This window comes from Massilibacteroides sp., assembly GCF_028705895.1.
Lineage (GTDB): Bacteria > Bacteroidota > Bacteroidia > Bacteroidales > Tannerellaceae > Massilibacteroides.
The window spans coordinates 16,708-32,993 of record NZ_JAQWCQ010000028.1 but is presented as its reverse complement, the minus strand read 5'-3'; the positions used below and the strand labels follow the sequence as shown (position 1 = coordinate 32,993).

At 39.7% G+C, this 16,286-nt stretch carries 12 protein-coding genes; 6 read left to right on the top strand and 6 right to left on the bottom strand.

Annotation, left to right across the window (positions count from 1 at the left end; translation table 11 throughout):
• Positions 1-47: 47 nt before the first annotated feature.
• From xylE to PHT93_RS08590, 5 genes are all read right to left on the bottom strand, one after another.
• Complete coding sequence (gene xylE, locus PHT93_RS08610; protein WP_300241829.1) at positions 48-1,595, bottom strand: D-xylose transporter XylE; 1,548 nt, start codon at positions 1,593-1,595, stop codon at positions 48-50.
• 54 nt (positions 1,596-1,649) lie between these two features.
• Positions 1,650-2,978, bottom strand: coding sequence for a xylose isomerase (gene xylA / locus PHT93_RS08605; protein WP_300241827.1), 1,329 nt, complete (start codon positions 2,976-2,978; stop codon positions 1,650-1,652).
• A gap of 12 nt (positions 2,979-2,990) precedes the next feature.
• Positions 2,991-4,496, bottom strand: coding sequence for an FGGY family carbohydrate kinase (locus PHT93_RS08600; protein WP_300241825.1), 1,506 nt, complete (start codon positions 4,494-4,496; stop codon positions 2,991-2,993).
• A gap of 20 nt (positions 4,497-4,516) precedes the next feature.
• Positions 4,517-5,254 (bottom strand): NUDIX domain-containing protein, encoded by a 738-nt coding sequence (locus PHT93_RS08595; RefSeq protein ID WP_300241823.1) that lies wholly within the window; start codon positions 5,252-5,254, stop codon positions 4,517-4,519.
• 169 nt (positions 5,255-5,423) lie between these two features.
• Positions 5,424-6,704: a hemolysin family protein gene (locus PHT93_RS08590; protein ID WP_300241821.1), complete on the bottom strand. Its 1,281-nt coding sequence runs from the start codon at positions 6,702-6,704 to the stop codon at positions 5,424-5,426.
• A 184-nt stretch (positions 6,705-6,888) separates the two neighbouring features.
• On the opposite strand from PHT93_RS08590, the gene ald reads away from it, so the two are divergent.
• The 4 genes from ald to PHT93_RS08570 all read left to right on the top strand — a co-directional run bounded on the left by ald (position 6,889) and on the right by PHT93_RS08570 (position 12,515).
• Positions 6,889-7,992: an alanine dehydrogenase gene (ald, locus tag PHT93_RS08585; protein WP_300241819.1), complete on the top strand. Its 1,104-nt coding sequence runs from the start codon at positions 6,889-6,891 to the stop codon at positions 7,990-7,992.
• Between the two features lie 416 nt (positions 7,993-8,408).
• Positions 8,409-9,647: an anaerobic sulfatase-maturation protein gene (locus PHT93_RS08580; protein WP_300241817.1), complete on the top strand. Its 1,239-nt coding sequence runs from the start codon at positions 8,409-8,411 to the stop codon at positions 9,645-9,647.
• A 14-nt stretch (positions 9,648-9,661) separates the two neighbouring features.
• Complete coding sequence (locus PHT93_RS08575; RefSeq protein ID WP_300241816.1) at positions 9,662-11,194, top strand: metallopeptidase TldD-related protein; 1,533 nt, start codon at positions 9,662-9,664, stop codon at positions 11,192-11,194.
• A gap of 1 nt (position 11,195) precedes the next feature.
• On the top strand, positions 11,196-12,515 hold the full coding sequence (locus PHT93_RS08570) for a TldD/PmbA family protein (protein WP_300241814.1): 1,320 nt from the start codon (positions 11,196-11,198) through the stop codon (positions 12,513-12,515).
• Between the two features lie 112 nt (positions 12,516-12,627).
• Here the strand turns inward: PHT93_RS08570 and PHT93_RS08565 are convergent, their stop codons facing one another.
• Positions 12,628-13,278 carry a superoxide dismutase gene (locus tag PHT93_RS08565; RefSeq protein WP_300241812.1) on the bottom strand — a complete coding sequence of 217 codons (651 nt, stop codon included), beginning with the start codon at positions 13,276-13,278 and terminating at the stop codon, positions 12,628-12,630.
• 126 nt (positions 13,279-13,404) lie between these two features.
• Between PHT93_RS08565 and PHT93_RS08560 the strand changes: the two genes are divergently transcribed.
• Together PHT93_RS08560 and PHT93_RS08555 are read left to right on the top strand one after the other, a co-directional pair.
• Positions 13,405-14,847, top strand: a complete 1,443-nt coding sequence (locus PHT93_RS08560; RefSeq protein ID WP_300241810.1) for a hypothetical protein — start codon at positions 13,405-13,407, stop codon at positions 14,845-14,847.
• Positions 14,819-16,195: a GDSL-type esterase/lipase family protein gene (locus PHT93_RS08555; protein WP_300241808.1), complete on the top strand. Its 1,377-nt coding sequence runs from the start codon at positions 14,819-14,821 to the stop codon at positions 16,193-16,195. The genes PHT93_RS08560 and PHT93_RS08555 overlap by 29 nt, the downstream gene beginning before the upstream one ends.
• Positions 16,196-16,286: the final 91 nt, after the last annotated feature.

Here is a 16,286-nt window from a genome sequence, read left to right as displayed (position 1 = left end):
ATGATTTATTTACCGATCCGGTATCAAAGATACTTTTTTTACGTCATTTATTTACGCCAATAGCCCTCCATTTGTTCCAACGTCTTTCCTTTTGTTTCCGGAACGAACTTCCAGATAAACAAAGCTGCCAATATACCCATAGCTCCATAGATCCAATAAGCTACCCCATGATTGAATGTTTCCGTCAGATACTGGTTCTTATCCAACATCGGAAATGTCCATGAAACCATAAAATTAGCAATCCATTGAGCAGCAACAGCGATACTCATTACAACCGAACGAATAGAATTCGGGAAGATTTCAGCCAGTAATACCCAGCAAACCGGTCCCCATGACATGGCAAAACCGGCTGTGTAAACCAACATACAAATCAAAGAACCCAAACCGACACTGTACGTGTAAAATGTTGTACCGAGCAAGATCATCGAAACAGCCATAATTAATGCTCCGATTATCATCAACGGACGACGCCCGAAGCGATCAACTGTCAGAATAGCCAATACAGTAAATGACAGATTAACTGCACCTACAATTATTTGTTGCAATAAAGCAGCATCGGTCTCTGCTCCCATCGTTTTAAATATTTCCGGAGCATAATAAAGCACCACATTAATCCCGACAAATTGCTGAAATCCGGATAACAGGACGCCTATTATAATAATCTTAACACCATAGGATTTTATGGGAGATAACAACGAGGCTACAAAGCTAAAGATCAAAGCAAGTTCTATTGCATTCGAATTTCCGATTAATTTAAGAAGCCCATATAAGATCGCAAACAACACGAGCCATATCCCCATAAATTGAAAATAAGGACGCGTTGAAGGAACTTTTTCTTTAAAGCTTTCTTTTATAGAGCTAAGCTCTTTTGCTGCAGCAGTTTCTCCTAACAGTCGGGATAAAATATAATTTGCCTGATCATTTTTCCCCTTCATCACCAAATAACGAGGTGTTTCCGGAACGAACCATAAGAAAAGCAGGAATAAAACAGCAGGAATCAATTCAGAAGCAAACATCCATCGCCACCCATAACTATGCAACCATTCAAAATCGCCTTGTAATGCAATGGAATAATTAACGAAATAGACAAGAAGCATACCGAAAATAATAGCAAACTGATTCCAGGAAACCAAATTACCTCTCCTGTTGGCTGGAGCTATTTCGGCAATATACATTGGAGAAATCATCGAAGCAAGTCCAACACCAATTCCTCCGACAATACGATAAGCAACAAATAAGTTGATAAACGTGTGATTTCCACTTCCCGGCATTCCGACAAACAACTCAGGCCAGGCTGAACCCACAGCCGATAAGGCAAACAAAACAGCAGCAATAATCAATGACGGCTTACGCCCAAACCGCTGACTGATCCATCCGGCTACCGATGCTCCTAAAATACAACCAATCAAGGCGCTACTAACCACAAAACCCTCCAAAGCATTTGCCTGATCTACAGGTAACCCTTGCGGATCTATAAAAAATCTTCTTAGTGATTCTACTGTACCGGAGATTACGGCCGTATCATACCCAAACAATAAGCCCCCAAGCGTGGCGACTAATGTAATACCTAATATATAACTGTTACTATTTTTCATGTATAATATAGATTGGAGGCAATAAGGGGCACTATCTCGTGCCCCTATACTTAATTAAATATACTGATTGATGATCAATTCGTAAAGTTCTTGTTTTCCGCTTATCTGAGCAGGTTCACCAGACTTCAATGCAATCGTACGTAAATCTTCTAAAGTCAATTTGCCATCTTCAAAGGCTTTTCCATCCCCTTTATCAAAGCTGGCATAACGTTCAGCACGCATTTTACGGTAAGGAGAGTTTTCCAGAATATCTGCAGCCGTAATTAAAGCACGGGCAAAAGCATCCATACCACTGATATGTGCAAAGAAAATATCTTCCAGATCAGTCGAGTTACGTCTTGTTTTTGCATCAAAATTCGTACCTCCGGTAGTTAAACCTCCCGCTTCCAGAATAACCAGCCAGGCTTGTGTTAATTCATAGATGTCGATAGGGAATTGGTCAGTATCCCAACCATTCTGATAATCACCGCGGTTTGCATCAATACTGCAAAGCATACCAGCATCAGCGGCAGCCTGCAATTCATGCTCGAATGTATGACCCGCCAAAGTAGCATGATTCACTTCAATATTTACTGCAAAATCTTTATCCAAACCATAATGGCGAAGGAATCCGATCACGGTTTCAGTATCCACATCATATTGATGTTTAGTTGGTTCCATTGGTTTCGGTTCAATCAGGAATGTACCCTTAAACCCATTCTTACGCGCATAATCACGCGCTATGGTCAACATTTGAGCAAGATGGTCTTTCTCACGTTTCATATTCGTGTTCAGCAAACTCATATAGCCTTCACGACCGCCCCAGAATACATAATTTTCACCACCCAGAGCGATTGTAGCATCAATCGCGTTTTTGATCTGCGTGCCCGCAAAAGCAACTGCAGCAAAATCAGGATTCGTAGCCGCACCATTCATATAACGTTTGTTACTGAACACATTAGCCGTACCCCAAAGTAATTTTTTACCGGATTCTGCCTGATGTGCTTTCGCATGTTCTACCATTGTCTGAAGACGTTTTTCGAATTCCGCCATTGTAGGAGCTTCATCCACTAAATCAACATCATGGAAACAATAATAAGGAATACTGCATTTTGTCATAAATTCAAAAGCGGCATCCATTTTATATTTACCTCTTGTTACAGCATCAGTACTGTCGTTCCATGGAAATGTTTTTGTTCCACCACCAAAAGGATCACCGCCCTCAGCACACAATGTGTGCCAGTAAGCCATTGAAAAACGAAGGTGGTCTTTTAATGTTTTACCCATAACCACTTTGTTTTCATCATAATAATGAAAAGCTAACGGATTTTTTGATTCACGTCCTTCAAACTGAATCTTTCCTATTCCAGGAAAAAATTCTTTTCCACTTTTAAATGCACTCATAATCTTTGTAATTTAAATGGTTTGTATATTTCTGTTAATTTCATTAGTCAATTTATCTTTCCATAGTTCATAAGCTCCACAATATTTATCGGCGACTAATCCATCCGGTTCAATCACATCAATTTTCTTGAGTGAAGCAAATGCCTCTTCCGCTGTTTTATAAATACCGGCTCCAAGACCTGCTCCCTTAGCTGCACCTACGGCTCCATTTGTATCATACAGTTCAATTACCGCTCCGGTGACACCGGCCAGCGCATTCCTGAATATCGGACTAAGGAACAAGTTTGCATTACCGGCACGGATAACATCGATACGAATACCCATATCATTCATAATATCCATACCGTATTTAAAAGCATAAACAATACCTTCCTGCGCTGCACGTGCCAGATGTGCTTTGGTATGAATATTGAAATTAAGTCCGTTAATAATACAACTACTCTCTTTATTTTCCAGCATACGCTCCACGCCATTTCCAAAAGGAAGAATAGATAACCCTTCGGCACCGATAGGAACAGTCGCAGCCAGGTCATTAAGCTTCTCATAGCTGATTCCTTCAGGAGCTACGTTCTTTTTAATCCAGGAATTAAGTATGCCCACCCCATTGATACAGAGCAAAACGCCAAGACGCGGATCTTCTGCTGTATGGTTTACGTGAGCAAATGTATTCACCCGGGAAAGAGTATCGTAATTCACATGGCCGTTCACACCATATACTACTCCGGAAGTTCCTCCCGTTGCAGCAATTTCTCCAGGATTCAAAACATTTAACGACAAGGCATTATTCGGCTGATCTCCTGCGCGATAAGTTACAGGCGTTCCTTTTTTAAGTCCTAATTCATCCGCTACGGAAGATTGCAATTCACCTTGATTAGCGAACGTGGGACGTATCTGAGGAACAAGAACTTCATCAAATCCAAAAAAGGACATCAGTTCAGAAGAAATACAGTTATTCTTGAAATCCCAGAAGATACCTTCCGACAGTCCGGATACGGTAGTATTTACTTCCCCTGTCATTCGCATGGCAATATAATCTCCGGGCAACATAAACTTATCGACCTGCTTAAACAAGTCCGGTTCATTCTCTTTCACCCAAGCCAATTTTGCCGCAGTAAAGTTGCCCGGTGAATTCAATAAATGAGAAAGGCATTCTTCTTTTCCAATAGAACGAAAAGCACGTTCCCCTAAAGATACAGCGCGACTATCACACCAGATTATGGAAGGACGCAAAACCTCCTGTTTCTTATCAACCAGCACTAAACCATGCATTTGATATGAAATACCAATAGCTTTTACGTCGGCACCATCAATAGTAGCCGACCGTATAGCTCCTGCAATAGCCAGTTTCAAATACGCCCACCAATCCTCGGGATTCTGTTCCGCCCATCCGGGTTTTACGGCTTTTATAAAGGCTTCTTCTTTCGGAAAAAAATCCGATCCCACAGTTTGTCCCGTCTCTGCGTTCACAACTGAGGCTTTTACCGACGAACTGCCGATATCACATCCTAACAGATACATAAATATTGTCTTATTAATAGTTAGTTATTACTCAATTTTGCATAAATCTTCTTGTACTTCACTTTATCAAAAGAATAAAAGCGAGCCGAACGATGAGGCACCCCCTCTTCCATTTCATCTGTGGCAACGATATAACCAAATGAATTCATTTTCTTGTGGAAATTACGCACATCAAATTTCTTATTATATATAAGTTCGTATGTACGGCGCAGTTCTGTTGCCGTAAATTTAGCCGGCAGGTAATCAAAGACAATCTTAGGTTCACGATCCACCCAACGTCTTATTTCCTGTACTGCCGCTTTTATAATATGTTCGTGGTCAAACAGCAACCGTGGAAGTTCATCTACGGGCATCCAATGAGCGGTATTATATTTTTCATTCGTATTCTGTCGTTTTCTCACCTTACAGAGAGCCAGATAAGCCACAGTAACGATCCTCCCGACTTTTAGTTTTGAAGCATTCTCCAACCAATGCACATCATCTTTATTCGTCGTACGTGCCGGGTCGCCAAAGCTTTTGAATTGTTTCAGAGGAATACGGGTTAATCCGGTAGATTCTTTCAAGATACGTGATGCGGCCTGATCTAAATCTTCCGTCTCATAAATCAAACTTCCGGGTAATTTAAATCCCTTAACATCATTCTCACGCGTAAGTTCGGCTAACAAAACACAGAGTTTATCATCAACAATACTCAACAACACACAGTCCACAGAGACGTGCGGATAAAGAATTTCTGTATTTATTTTTTGTGTTTTCATTGTACCATCTTCTAATGAAGGACACAAATATAAACACATTATTTTAAAACATGCAACAAAAAAAAGGTGTTATTCAACAATGATAACACCTTATATATCTGAACATTTATTATCGTACATTATACAGGAAGATGTAAATACTTAATGTACAAATAACAATATATAGATTCTACTCATTTTCTTTATCTATTTTTTTTACCAATACCTTGTCGATACGCACTCCATCCATATCGACAATTTCAAATTCAAAATTCAGCCATGTCAGACGTTCACCTGTTCTCGGCACTCGCTCCAGTTGTTCCAGAATCAAACCGGCCAAAGTATTATAATCATGTTCGGCATAGAGATCTTCCATTTCAAAATAGTCCAGAAAGTCATAAAAAGAAAACTGACCATCAACCAACCATGTTCCATCCTCCCGCTGAACGATCTCTAATTCTTCTCCAAGTTCCGGTAATTGCCCGATCAAAGCTTCCATAATATCTTTAAGGGTTACGATCCCTTGAATACCACCGAACTCATCGGTAACTAATCCATATTTTACACGAGCCTGTTTGAATTGTTCCAACGCATTATACACACTCAGATTCTCCGGCAGAAATTGTGCAGGCCTGATTACCTGTGCAAGGGAAAAATCAGGGGAGTCAAGTTTCAAGAAAAGATCTTTCAGATATACAACTCCCATTATATTATCGAATTTATCAGAAGCAACGGGATACGTATTAAATAAGTGTTCTTTCACCTTTTCCTTGATTGATTCCTGAGAATCTGAAACGTCCAACCACACTAAATCAGCTCTATGCGTCATAATCGTTCCGATATTGCGATCACCAAGATTGAACACGCGTTCTACAATATCTTGCTCAACTTCCTGAACTTCGCCATCATCCAGGCCTTCTTTCACAATAGCTTTTATTTCCTCTTCCGTCACTTTACTATCATCCATAGTCTTCATCCCGAGCACACTCAACACAAAGTTTGTACTGACAGAAAGGAACCAAACAAAAGGAGAAGTTATTACCGAAAGAAAAGACATCGGTCTGGACATGATTTTAGCTATTTGTTCAGACTTTCCCATCCCCACTCGTTTTGGAACAAGCTCCCCAAGTATTAACGTGGCATACGTTACAATAATAACAATCAATGTTTTCGAAACAAGCAAGGCATAAGGCTCAAAAACAGGTATTTGTTTCAAGCTTTCTGCCAGATCGTACGCAAAGGCTTCACCGGAATACAACCCCGTCAGAATACCAATTAAGGTAATTCCAATCTGAATAGTAGAAAAAAACGTATCCGGTTTACTCATCAGTTGCAAAGCAGATTGTGCCGCCTTCCCTCCTTTTTTAGCTTCAAGTTCTAATTTAGATTTACGTGCCGAAACAAGGGCAATTTCCGACATTGAGAGAAGTCCGTTTAATAGAATCAATCCAATAATTATGACTATTTCCATCCTGTGTGTAAAATGATATTTTATAGAGCGAAGATAATATAAAAACAAAGAATAAATGCAGTGATATGTTTTAAATTGATACAAAGTTCTTTTGTCTTTTAATAAACATAGGTAGATCAAAAACAGCAAGAAAAATATTTTTCTACTTTGCATGCATAAATACACTTAATAAATAAGAATATCTATGATTATCGGAGTACCCAAAGAAATCAAAAACAACGAGAACCGGGTGGCACTTACACCAGCAGGCACAAAAGAGTTAATCAACTATGGTCACACAGTTTATATTCAGCATACAGCCGGAGAAAACAGTGGATTTCCCGATTCTGATTACGAAAAAGCAGGAGCCAAAATTCTGCCTACGATTGAAGAAGTCTATAACATTGCTGAAATGATTGTAAAAGTAAAAGAGCCGATTGCTCCCGAATATCCTCTTATTCGTGAAGGTCAACTATTATTTACGTATTTTCATTTCGCATCTGACGAAAAATTAACCCACGCCATGATCAAGAGCAAAGCGATTTGTCTGGCCTATGAGACTGTCAAAGACATAAACGGTAAGCTCCCCTTACTTATCCCGATGAGTGAAGTAGCCGGACGTATGGCAATTCAGGAAGGAGCCCGTTTTCTTGAAAAGCCTCAGGGAGGCAAAGGTATTCTGTTGGGCGGCGTACCGGGAGTTAAACCCGCAAAGGTATTAGTGCTTGGCGGAGGAATAGTAGGTTATCACGCAGCGCTTATGGCTGCAGGCTCAGGAGCAAATGTGACAATAGCAGATGTGTCCTTAGCAAGACTTCGTTATTTAAGTGAAGTTATGCCGGCTAATATCAACACTCTTTTCTCTTCAATGCATAATATTGAGCAAGAATTACCGTCAACGGATTTAGTAATCGGAGCCGTGCTTATTCCCGGTGACAAAGCACCATACGTGATCACGAAACCCATGTTGAAATTACTGAAAAAAGGAAGCGTAATGGTTGACGTAGCCATTGATCAGGGTGGTTGTTTCGAAACTTCTCATCCGACCACACATGCTGAACCCACATACGAAGTGGACGATGTAATTCATTATTGTGTTGCCAATATACCCGGAGCCGTTCCCAAGACCTCTACTTTAGCTTTGACGCATGCGACTCTTCCTTATGTTATCACATTGGCAAACAAAGGATGGAAAGAAGCCTGCAAGGAGGACAAGGGTTTGGCCTCAGGCTTAAACATAATTAAAGGAGAGGTGGTATTCCAACCTGTAGCTGAATTATACAACTTACCTTACAAAGCTTTGGATTAAAAAGACGACCTGATATCTTAAAAATATCGGGATGATCTTTCCCTAACATCGTAGAGTTTTATCTTTTGACGGCGGCCAAAAGATAAAACTCTACGGTTGTATTATTCCTAAAATGTAGCGCCAACAAATCTCATTTTTTATTCATTCTATTGCATAAAAAATTATAAAGGATATTTTTGCAAAAATATCCTTTATAATTGGAAAAATAACCTTTATATTTTTACCCCTATTTTTTAGTTGATTTTCAACACCTAAAAAACAGCCTTTTTTCAGGTAATCAAACCTTGTTTTTAGTTGATTAATTATTGGCTATACAATAGTATATATTACGGCATAATATACTACTGCTGGTTAGTCAGATAAATGAAGAGAAGTTAAGCCATTTTTTGTATTTTTGCCTCAAACAAGGTTCATTCATGAAAAATACAGTCATTTCTCCTTTTGCAAAACCAGTCTATGTTATGTTGAAGCCGATTGGTTCAGTATGTAATCTGGCTTGTGAGTATTGTTATTATCTTGAAAAAGCCGGTTTTTATCCTGAAGTTAAAAATCATATTCTGACGGATGAACTATTGGAAAAGTTCATTAAGGAATATATTGAATGCCAGACTACAAACGAAATACTTTTCACATGGCACGGCGGGGAGACACTGATGCGTCCTTTGTCTTTCTACAAAAAGGCGATTGAACTACAACGCAAGTATAGCCGAGGTCGGCAGATTGATAATTGCATACAGACTAACGGAACCTTGCTGACGGATGAATGGTGTCGTTTTTTTAAAGAAAACAATTTCTTAGTCGGAATTTCAATTGACGGTCCGCAGGAGTTTCATGATGAATACAGAAGAAACAAACAGGGTTTGCCTTCGTTTTATAAAGTCATGAAAGGGATTGAGCTGTTGAAGAAGCATCAGGTCGAATATAATGGCATGGCTGTAGTAAATGATTACAACGCAGATTACCCGTTGGACTTTTATAATTTTTTCAAAGAAATAGATTGTCATTATATACAATTTGCACCGATTGTTGAACGAATAAATAAAAGCAATCCCAAAATACGACTGACCACCCCTGAAGAACAGAACAAACAGATAGAACTGGCTCCTTTCTCGGTTTCGGCGGAACAATGGGGCACTTTCCTGTGTACCATATTTGACGAATGGGTAAGAAAAGATGTAGGTACTTTTTACATCCAACTGTTTGATTCTACATTGGCCAACTGGGTGGGAGAACAACCGGGAATTTGCACCCTCGCAAAAACTTGCGGACATGCCGGTGTTATGGAATTCAACGGTGATGTATATTCTTGTGATCACTACGTATTTCCGGAATATAAGTTAGGAAACATACGTACAAAATCTATTACAGAAATGATGTACAGCCCCGAACAAATCAAATTCGGCCAGGATAAACACGACAAACTACCCCGTCAATGTAAAGAATGTGAATTTCTTTTTGCGTGTAACGGAGAATGTCCGAAAAATCGTTTTCTTTACACACCAGACGGTGAATTCGGGTTGAATTACTTGTGCAAAGGCTATAAGCAATTCTTTAATCATGTAGCGCCATACATGGACTTTATGAAAAAAGAACTAATGGCTAAACGTGCACCGGCCAACATTATGGAGTGGCTGAAACAAAATAGATCATTATAACAGAGATTCAAAATATGAAGTTTAACAGACGAGATTTTATTAAAACAGGAGGTATGGTTATGATCGGTTCATTGGCTGCTCCTTCCTTTTTAGGAAGTTGTACCGGTGGCGCAGCCGATAAAGTAGCCGGTATCTCTTTTGCTCAGAATCATTTTGGTGTGAGTGAGCAGGATTTGAAGAAAGTACTTACTGCGGCACTCGAAAAGGGAGGCGATTATGCCGATCTGTTTTTCGAACACACTTATAGAAATAGCATCGGGCTGCAAGACGGTGCGGTAAATCGCGCGGCATCTAATATCGATTTCGGGATGGGTGTTCGTGTTTTATCAGGAGATCAGACAGGGTATGCTTACGTTGAAAGCATCACGTTAGATGAAATGCTGAAAGCAGCTCGCACGGCTGCCAGAATTGCGAATGGAAGTAAAAACAACACCGCAATAAATCTGACGGAAACGCCTGTAACAAACAATTACTATACAGTTCAGACGGCTTGGGACGAGATAGCTGTAAAGGAGAAAATGCCTTATCTGCAAAAATTGAATGACAAAATTTTCGAACTCGACAAAAGAGTGAACAAAGTTAGTGCCTCATTGGGTGATTCTACGTCTCATATTTTCTTTTGCAATTCCGAAGGACAAATGTATTATGACTATCGTCCGATGGTAACATTGGGTGCGGTTTGCATTATGGAAGAAAACGGAAAGATTGAGAACTCTTATGCAGCCCGTTCATTCCGTATGGGAGCTGAGTTTTTGTCTGACGAGGTAATCAATGAAATAGCAAAGGAGGCCATCGAAAAAACATCTATCCTCTTCCAGGCAATCAAACCGAAAGGTGGGGAGATGCCTGTAGTAATGGGTGCCGGAGGTTCGGGTATTTTATTGCATGAAGCGATCGGACATGCTTTTGAAGCTGATTTCAACAGAAAGAACACATCTATTTTTGCGGATCAGTTGAATAAAAAAGTGTGTAACGAACATATCAATGTTGTTGACGACGGAACGATTCCGTTTAATCGCGGTTCGGTAAATATTGACGACGAAGGGATTGATGGACAAAAAACGTACATTGTAAAAGAAGGAATACTTACCAGTTATCTGCACGACCGTCTTAGCGCAAAGCACTATGGAATTGAGTCCACCGGAAACGGACGTCGTGAGTCTTTCCGCATGATGCCTATACCACGTATGCGCGCAACCTATATGGAAGCAGGTAACGTAACTGAAGAAGAGATAATCTCTACTGTAAAAAAAGGCATATATGCCTCCAGTTTCACCAACGGACAGGTTCAGATTGGTGCCGGTGATTTTACATTCTTCGTTAAAGATGGTTACCTTATTGAAAACGGAAAACTAACTCAACCAATAAAAGATATCAACATTATCGGTAACGGGCCAAAAGCTTTGGCGGATATAACGATGGTTGGTAATAATTATAAAATGGATAACGGCACTTGGACTTGTGGAAAAGACGGACAATCTTGTCCGGTTACCTGTGGCATGCCCTCTGCCTTAGTTAGCAAACTTACAGTAGGAGGAGAAAGCTGATATGATAACGAACGAGAATAAAAAATTAGCACAATGGGCAATGGACTTTGCCCTGAAAAACGGATGCCAGGCATCAAGGGTTAGTCTTTATAATGGATCAAGCAGCTCACTTGAGGTGCGCAATATGAAAATAGACAAATTGCAGCAAGCGTCTGAAAGTAGTTTAGTTATCCATCTATTCGTTGACGGACGTTATGGTTCTTTCTCCACAAACCGTATAGACAAAAAGGAACTGGAGAGTTTTATTAAGAACGGCATTGATTCTACCCGTTATCTGGCAGAGGATAAGGCGCGCACGTTGCCGGATGCTTCATTATATTATAAAGGAGGCCAACCGGATCTGGAATTATATGATCCAAAAGCAGAAAATGTAAATCCGGACGACAAGGTGAGCCTTGCCATGAATACCTGTGAGGAAGTAATGGGTAAAGACGATCGGATTATCTCTGCTGAATCCTCATATGGTGATGACACGTCATTCCGTTATATGGTAGCGAGCAACGGTTTTGAAGGAGAAAGTTCCTCTTCGTCATTTTCTTTGGTAGCAAGTGTCAGTATTAAAGGCGAAGGCGATGCACGTCCTTCTTCCTACTGGTATGATTCTACATTATTTTATGACAGCCTGATAAAAAAAGGAATCGGCGTGAAAGCCCTTGAACGTGTTATCCGCAAATTAGGACAGAAAAAGGTTGCCTCAGGCAAATATACGATGATCGTGGACAATATGAACTCATCGCGTTTACTCTCCCCTCTGATCAACGCTATTTATGGATCGGCAATCCAGCAGAAGAATTCTTTTTTGATTGATAAATTAGATCAGAAAATAGTAAGCGATAAATTAGTGATAACTGATACGCCTCATCTGAAGAAATCGCCGGGTGCACGTTATTTTGACGGAGAAGGGGTTGCCACCAAAGAACTTTCCGTATTTGATGCCGGTTTCTTGAAAACATATTATATCGACACCTACAGTGCGAACAAAATGGAAGTACAGCCAACCATCAGCGGTCCGTCTATTCTTTCGCTAAATATGGGTAACAAAGATACAGACGCATTAGTGGCTGCTACGTCAAAAGGAATTCTGATTACGGGATTCAATGGCGGTAACAGCAACAGCACCACTGGAGATTTCTCCTACGGTGTGGAAGGATTCCTGATTGAAAACGGAAAACTGACTCAGCCTATTTCTGAGATGAACATCACAGGGAATATGTTAACGTTATGGAGCAATTTACTGGAAGTAGGAAACGATCCGCGTCCGTCGTCCAGCTGGAAAGTGCCGTCATTGGCATTTGAAGAAGTTGACTTCAGTGGATTGTAAATAATTACGGAGGCGCACGGCAGCGCGTCTCCCCCCAAAAAAGAGAGAGAGTATCTTGCAAACAGATACTCTCTCCAACTAAATAACTAAAAACTTAACTCTATTCTATTTCTTAATATCTTTTACCTACTACTTCCCAGTCAATGATCTGCCATAGTGCTTTGATATGGTCTGCACGACGGTTTTGGTAGTCCAGATAGTATGAGTGCTCCCAAACATCGAAACCAAGTATTGGAGTTAACCCGTTCTTCACAGGATTACTACCATTGGCTTCTTTGGTAATCACTAATTTTCCATCTTTATCTTTTGCAAGCCATGCCCAACCGGAACCAAACAGAGAAACACCTGCAGCCTCGAATTCAGATTTGAACTTCTCAAAAGAACCCCAAGTAGCATTAATAGCTTCAGCTAATTTACCGGTAGGTTCTCCTCCCCCTTTCGGAGAGAATTGAGTAAAATATAAATCGTGGTTAAGTACTTGTCCTGCATTATTAAAAATAGCGCCATCAGACTCACGAATTATTGTTTCAATATCTGCATTCTCGAACTTTGTTCCCGGGATAAGATTGTTTAAATTGTTTACATAGGCTTGCAGGTGTTTGCCATGATGTAATTCAATTGTTTGTTTACTGATTACAGGTTCTAACCCATTGGTCTCATAAGGTAATTTTACTAATTCGAATTTCATAACATTCTCCTTTTTACTTATTATTTCATTATTTGTTGATAGTAATAAAAATATACTTGCTATAAGTGCTATCATATAGATTGTATTTTTGAATTTCTACTAATGTAACAAACCATCTTTTTGTTTTGTTTTCTAAATCCTATAATATAGAGATAAAAAATATTTATGAATACGTATCTTTGCATCCAAGATCAAACTGAGATGAACAAAGAGAATAACTTCGGGAGATTACTTATCTTATTATTTATCACCTTATTGGGAGGAATAAGTTTATACTGGCTGCCCGAAACAATATGGGGGCATCAATTAAAAAAAGTTGATTTATTATCAGATATACGAATAAAACCGGAACCTCTATCTTTAGATTCTTTGATTAAACAACTTGAAGAGCAGGATACGATCCCGGATAGTATAGAAAACCCGGATACACTTTCTCTTTCTCTAAAAATAGACTCTGCAAACTTAGCGCTAAGAGATTCTTTATATAAAACAATTTATACTGCTGATGGTGCAGATTCTTTAGGAACCCATATCGAAGACTATTCTATCGGTCATTTAGGACTTAATCGTTTCTTTTCGGCACTCAACAAGCGAAAGACTCTTAAACGGCCTGTACGAATTGCCGTGTTGGGAGATTCTTTTATTGAAGGAGATATCCTTGTAGCAGACCTGAGAGCGGCTTTGCAGAAAAAATTCGGCGGACAAGGTGTCGGCTTTGTTCCTGTTTTTACCGTTACGGATCAGTTCCGTCCTACGATTAATCAAAAGGCTGAAGGCTGGAAGTCATATTCGTTATTAAAAGATACAACTCACGCATTTATGCTTTCAGGAATGCTTTTTAATCCTGGCCATAATGCATCATTAACGATAAAAAAGGCAGAGAAATATCCGGACTTATCAAATGTTCCTTTGTTAAAATTTTACTATTCGGGAATGACTCCGGGTTCAATAAAGTACGTAACTGATATAAATCCGGATACAGTTATAAAAACATTACCGGCAAAGGCATCTCCAGCCTGTATTGAAATAAAGAAAGACTTCAATCAAGGAACTTTTGTATTCTCAGGGGGAACAGATACACAAGTATTTGGAACTGCTTTAGAGGAAGATGAGGGTATTGTTGTTGACAATTATTCGTTAAGGGGAAATTCAGGATTAATACTTGATCGTCTGAATATAGAGTTGTGTCATGATTTTTCAGACATACGCCCTTACGATTTAATCATTCTTCAATACGGGCTGAATGTGGTGAGCGAAGAAGTTTTAAATTATGGATGGTACAGATCAGGCATGACCGAAGTAGTTAAACATATGCAGGCTTGTTTCCCTGATGCAGATATATTGCTCATGGGAGTATCCGACAGAGCTTATCAGACAGAGGATTCATTCGAAACGATGCCGGCCGTACTTGCACTATTACATGCTCAACGGCAAACGGCAAAAAGAACAGGCATCACATTCTGGAATACATTCGGAGCGATGGGAGGAGTAAATAGTATGACACGATACGTAGAAAATAATTGGGCAAGTAAAGATTATACGCATTTAAGTTTTCGTGGAGGGAGAGAAATTGCAAAAGCATTATTTGATGCATTATTATTAGAAAAAGAATTTTATGATGAAGCTGAAGAATCCTTACATTAGTAGTACGTTGTTTTTTCTGCTTTGTCTGATCGTTTTATGTTTACCATATAGAAAGATGGGGGCGCAATCACTGCTCACACCTCCTCTTCTGTTCGAAAACAAAACGGTTATAAAGCCAGCTGATACAATAAGAGTAACGTTAAGTTTTGCTATTGACTCCTTATTAGAGATAAAAGATGAAACGAACCATCTTGAACCCGTTTTCAAGGTAATTGATGAGTTAAGCTCCGGCAAAGACACGTTATTGACAATCGTGCATCTTGGAGATTCCCATATACAGGCGGGACATTTCAGCGGAAGAATGATGCGTTTATTACAACAACAATTCGGCAATGCCGGACGTGGTTGGATTAGCCCTTTTAAATTAACCCGCACAAACGAACCGGATGATTATTTCTTACGTTCTTCCGCTAAAGAATGGATTGCCGGAAGAATCATACAGAGACAGAAAAAAACACCGATAGGGCCAGGTGGAATCGGGATTAAGACGATATCCTCTTCTGTAAATTTCGACATAGTCATTGCACCGAACAATGGAGCAGGTTATGAATTTAACCAAGCGGTGCTATACAGAGGAGATAAGTCCACTCCGATGTTACCGGCCGGATCACTCAAAGAATTTGTCACAACATCCCGCAGTATCGAAACATTAGCCCCTCGATTGGTTACGGATACATTCAGAATATCGAAACAAACGGATATGTTTCAATTGCATAGCACACGCCGTAAACCGGGAACCGACACGCTATTACCGGAATCTGCCTTTTCTAATATCTATTATGGTTTCAGCCTGTCAAACAGTAATCCGGGCATTTTATACCATGCAATCGGAGTCAACGGAGCAATGTATGTAAACTATACCGACCACGACTTCATGCAACGTTTGGCTGTACTTAAACCGGATTTGCTAATCGTATCCTTAGGAACGAATGAAACGTTCGGCACTTGCTTTAATGAAAGAGAATTCCGCCAACAAATCCGGGAATTTCTACATATGGTAAGACTGTATATACCCAATACAAAAATAGTACTCACGACTCCGCCCGAATGCTATAAACGAATAAGAGTGAACAAAAAAAGAACCTATGTACGCAATACAAACACTCAGAAAGCAGCTTCGGCAATTAGAAATCAGGCCAAACAAGAAAATATAGCTTATTGGGATTTATTTGGTGCAAGTGGCGGAAGAGAGTCATATAAGAAATGGTATAATGGAGGATATTTAGGGCGAGACAGAATCCACTACACGAAGAGTGGGTATCAGGAACAAGCAAACCTGTTTTTTATATCCTGGATGAAGACACTATCGAAAAGGGAAACGACCAAACAAGAAGAAACTAAAGAATGATGGAAAACTGGATAGAATCAATAAAAACATATTTTTCACAACTTTCGCTTGATAAGGCAGTCGGTCTGTTAACTTATCAGCAGGACTCCCC